This is a genomic window from Variovorax glacialis, assembly GCF_051216375.1.
Taxonomy (GTDB): domain Bacteria; phylum Pseudomonadota; class Gammaproteobacteria; order Burkholderiales; family Burkholderiaceae_C; genus Variovorax.
On the sequence record NZ_JBPJZT010000048.1, the window covers coordinates 1 to 4,175 of the forward strand.

Below are 4,175 nucleotides of genomic sequence, written 5' to 3' on the forward strand. Positions count from 1 at the left end.
TGGACCAGTTCGACCATCTGTCGGCGGAACTCCGCCGGGTACGGAGGCTTCGGTGTAGGCATATCGGACTCCTTCATCCATAAGGATCGGGTGTCCGCGAAATCGGGTCAACTTCAGTGGCTGAAGGGCGGCCAGAGCGGGTAGCCCGAATGCAGAAGGCGCGCTTCCACAGCATGCCGAAAGAGCAGATGAAGGAGCTTGAGGGCTTGTCGCCCGACTTGTGGGACACGGTGTGTATGGCCTTCCTCGAAGACGTTCACTACATTGAAGCCGAGGCCGAGGCCACCGGCCCGCGCGAGGCTACCGGCAAGCAAGCCGTGGTCAACTCGCTCACGGCCGACTTGGAAGCCGCGCTCGGGCTCTGATTCAGCTCGCAACTACTACTCACTTGTGCGGCAAACTGTGTTGCGCGACGATTCGCGCATGGAAAAGGGGAAGTCACGGTGGGAAAAGCTCTTCTGGCTGATCGCGTCAGTCGGCTCTTTCTTGTCCACGATGGCAATCGCGCTCGTGACGGCGGAGGTCAGGATAGAAATCTCTGGCGAAGGCGATACCGAAGTCGATATGCACGTGCCCTTGCCCCCCTTGCCCCCCTTTTCACTTTCTGCCGCTGAGATCGGCCTGATCATTTCCGCGCTCACGCTCGCTCTCGCGCTCATAAAATTTCTGATTGCGTGGCGCAAAGAACGGCGCGAGGCGAAGGCCGCCGAACTGAGCATGGAAAAGACCCGACTGGAGATCGAGACGATGCGCCGGGACGCGGAGAAGGAATAGGCGCCCGCGCCGCTATGCTGGCGGCATGCACGTTGCCGTCTACGTGCTGCGCCGCCACGCAAGGTCTACCCCGTCGATCGCGGCCCGGCTGCGGAGCGTGAGCCGATCGACGTGATCGAGCCGCTGGTGTTCTGCCAGCGTGAAGAGGTGCAGGTCACGCGTCTCGACGCAGTCGGATCCGGCACTTTGAGCCTGGCGCAGTACGCATTGGTCAGACGTAACGGAGAAGGTCTCGCCCTCCCTCCAGCGTTCCCACATCACAGCCTTCTGGCTTTCCGTTTTGTAGATCCGAGGTCTCCGTTTCAACTGCAGCACTCGTTCTGCCAACCGCAGTCGCAATGTTTGGCATCGACCGCGCAAATCCGCCGCCCAAAAGCGACCTTCGATCCCACTCCAAAGATGCTATGTGGGACTACCCGAGCGAGTCCCGTTTGACTAGAACGGGATTTCCTTAACTTCTTGGCAGGAGATGGAAATGTCGACAACCCAAGCAGTCCCACAACGCGAGGATACGGCGATTTAGGGCGAGCTGTACATGAGCCTCGAGCTCGGCGACAAGTCCTGGAAGGTGACAGCGAGCGATGGCCACCGCGGCCCGAGCCGGTACAACGTGGACGCCGGCGACACGACCGCAGTTGCGCACTGCATCGGCCAGGCGCAAGAGCGCTGCAAGCTCGAGCCGCGGGCCCGGGTGCACTCGTGCTACGAAGCCGGCCACGACGGCTGGTGGCTGCATCGCTGGCTGATCGAGCAGGGTGTCGACAACATCGTGGTCGACTCCTCCAGCATCGAGGTGAACCGGCATGCCAGACGGGCCAAGACCGACCGCATCGATGGCGACAAGCTGTTGACGTTGTTGCTGCGCCATCATCGCGGCGAGCGTGTGTGGTCGGTGGTGCATGAGCCCACGGCCGAGGACGAAGACGCACGCCGCAGGCACCGCGAGCTCGCTCGGCTGACGAAGGAGCGCACCTCACACACGAACCGCATCGGCTCGCTGCTGGTGCTGCACAACCTGCGCCCGCGCGTCATCATTGGCGGGCGCGACTGGGCGCGCTGGTGGGAACGCAATCGCGAGCAGGTTCCGCCTGTGTTGCGCGCCGAGATCGAGCTCGAGAGCGCACGGCTTGCGTTGGTCAAGCAGCAGGTGAAGCTGATGGAGGCCGAGCGGCGCGAGGAATTGGCCGATGGCAAGCACCCACAGGTGGCGCAACTGGCCCAGCTGCGCGCCATCGGAGCCAAGGGCGCTTGGGTGTTGGTCAAGGAAGTGTTCGGCTGGCGGCGCTTTGCCAACCGGCGCGAGCTAGGTGGGTGCTTGGGGTTGGCACCCACGCCATATGCCAGCGGCGACAGCCAGATCGAACAGGGCATCAGCAAGGCCGGCAACAAGCGAGCGCGTGCGATGTTGGTGGAACTTGCCTGGAGCTGGCTGCGCCTGCAGCCCGACAGCGCTTGACCCAGTGGTTCAACCGACGCTTCGCTGCTGGCGGCAAGCGCATGCGCCGCGTGGGCATCATCGCCTTGGCGAGAAGACCGGCGATCGCGCTGTGGCGCTATCTGCAGCACGGCGAGATCCCGACCGGGGCTTTGCTCAAGCCGGCCACTGTCTGCAGTCCCGAGCAGCTCTGTTCTTGCATGGGGGGCCACAAGGATCGCATCATCATGATCAAAGGTCGACGCGCCCGCAAGGTCAGCGGGTCACTGCATAGTGACCGTTCCGAAAGAAGGGGCGCCGGTAACCGGGGTTTGCCAGTGCGCTTCGCGCGCATGCAGCATGAAGTGCAGGGCTTGCACGCCCTGCACGGATAGAAGTTCGTCCGAGCACTGGCTCGAACGCTCGCCACACCCCGACCTCGGATCAGGATGTATCACCCATGCCACGCCACTGTCTCATCCGCTCAGCAACACCCGGGGGCCGCCATGAAATACGGCTTCCTATCGACGCGATGCTAAAAAGATTTGACAACAGAGTCCCCATAGAAGTTGACCTTGAAGGCCGTGCTGATGCCAGTGGTGGCAGCTAACATCTCAGGTTTTGACCTCGGAAACGCCATGTCCGCCACGCTTCTGCTCCTGCAGCTCATCGTCATCCTCGCGGCTGCCCGCGTCTGTGGATGGCTCCTGCGCTTTGTAGGCCAGCCCAACGTCGTGGGCGAAATGGCTGCCGGGCTTGTGCTGGGACCGGTGGTAATGGGTGCCTTGTTCCCAGCGATCCACTTCCAGCTTTTCTCGAAAGACTCCCTTGGCGGCCTATCGGCGCTTTCAACGGTCGGACTGGTGATGTTCATGTTTATCGTCGGCGTTGAACTGCGCGCACACAAGGGCGTTCGCGAGCAATTGCGTTCAGCCGGGTGGGTCGGGCTGCTCAGCGTCGCGGCGCCCATGGCGCTGGGCCTCGCGATCGGGCCTGCGCTGCACCGCAGTTACGCGCCCCCCGGCATCGGAGTGGGGACGTTCTCCTTGTTTATCGCCGCTGCCTTGTCGATCACGGCATTCCCCGTGATGGCGCGCATCCTGAAAGACCGTGGGCTCACAAATACCCGCTTCGGTCAGCTCGCTCGCGTCCGCGGCGGTCGCGGATGCCTTCGCATGGATCGTGCTGGCATTCGTCGTAGCGCTGGTTGGGGCGGGCGAGGGTTATGGAGGCTTGGCGAAGATCGCCGCGGGAGTGGCAATTTTGCTCGGTGTTCTCTTTTGCGTCGTTCGCCCGCTTTTCGGGTGGCTTTTGCGATCCCACGCGCCAGGGGGTGAACCCAGCCTGCCCGCGCTTGCTTCGCTCATGATCGGTGTGTTCGCATCTGCCATGGTGACCGAGTGGCTTCACTTGCACGCAGTCTTCGGGGCCTTCCTTTTCGGTGCCGCTTTGCCCCGTGACGACCGGTTGCTGGACTCGCTCGCGAAGCGCGTCGAACCCTTCTCAATCGTCGTGCTGATGCCGTTGTTCTTCGCGCTCGCGGGCTTGAGCACGACGTCGAGCGCGTTCGCGGGCGGAAGCCTCGGGGCCATGCTGCTCGTGCTTGCCGTGGCGACGATTGGGAAGGTCGCAGGCGGCGCTGTCGGCGCCAAGATCGCGGGCTATTCGTGGCGCGACAGCCTGGCGACCGGCGCTTTGATGAATGCGCGTGGTCTGATGGAACTGATCGTCATGAAGATCGGTCTGGACGCCGGCCTGATCGGACAGGAGATGTTTACGATCCTTCTGGTGATGGCGCTGGTCACCACCGCAATGACGACGCCGCTCATGGCGTTCTTCTCCGGCGCGCATTCCTCCTTAGCTGCGGCTTCGCTGGCGCGTGCCGGGACTTCCAAAGGCGCGAGGATCGAGCCCATCGCCGTCGCAGGGGAAGAGTGCAGGGAGCGCAGCATCTTGATCGTGAAGGCGCCGGCGGGCTCGATCATTC

3 protein-coding genes and 2 pseudogenes are annotated in these 4,175 nt (G+C 63.0%); all 5 read left to right on the forward strand.

Annotated features, from left to right (window positions below; genetic code table 11):
- Positions 1-149: 149 nt before the first annotated feature.
- The gene (locus ACSFBL_RS35390) at positions 150-365 is read left to right on the forward strand and encodes a hypothetical protein (RefSeq protein WP_435520466.1); all 216 of its coding nucleotides are present in this window, start codon (positions 150-152) and stop codon (positions 363-365) included.
- A 58-nt stretch (positions 366-423) separates the two neighbouring features.
- Complete coding sequence (locus ACSFBL_RS35395; protein WP_435520467.1) at positions 424-774, forward strand: hypothetical protein; 351 nt, start codon at positions 424-426, stop codon at positions 772-774.
- Between the two features lie 535 nt (positions 775-1,309).
- Positions 1,310-2,382 (forward strand): annotated as a pseudogene (locus tag ACSFBL_RS35400) (IS110 family RNA-guided transposase); the annotation flags it as partial.
- A 444-nt stretch (positions 2,383-2,826) separates the two neighbouring features.
- Positions 2,827-3,273: pseudogene (locus tag ACSFBL_RS35405) on the forward strand (cation:proton antiporter domain-containing protein); the annotation flags it as partial.
- 97 nt (positions 3,274-3,370) lie between these two features.
- A partial coding sequence (locus ACSFBL_RS35410; RefSeq protein WP_435520468.1) for a cation:proton antiporter occupies positions 3,371-4,175 on the forward strand: 805 nt, incomplete at its 3' end.

Bases quoted from the DNA above. Each gene is read 5' to 3' on its own strand.
- ACSFBL_RS35395 (WP_435520467.1), top strand. From the start codon at position 424: ATGGAAAAGGGGAAGTCACGGTGGGAAAAGCTCTTCTGGCTGATCGCG.
- ACSFBL_RS35390 (WP_435520466.1), top strand. From the start codon at position 150: ATGCAGAAGGCGCGCTTCCACAGCATGCCGAAAGAGCAGATGAAGGAG.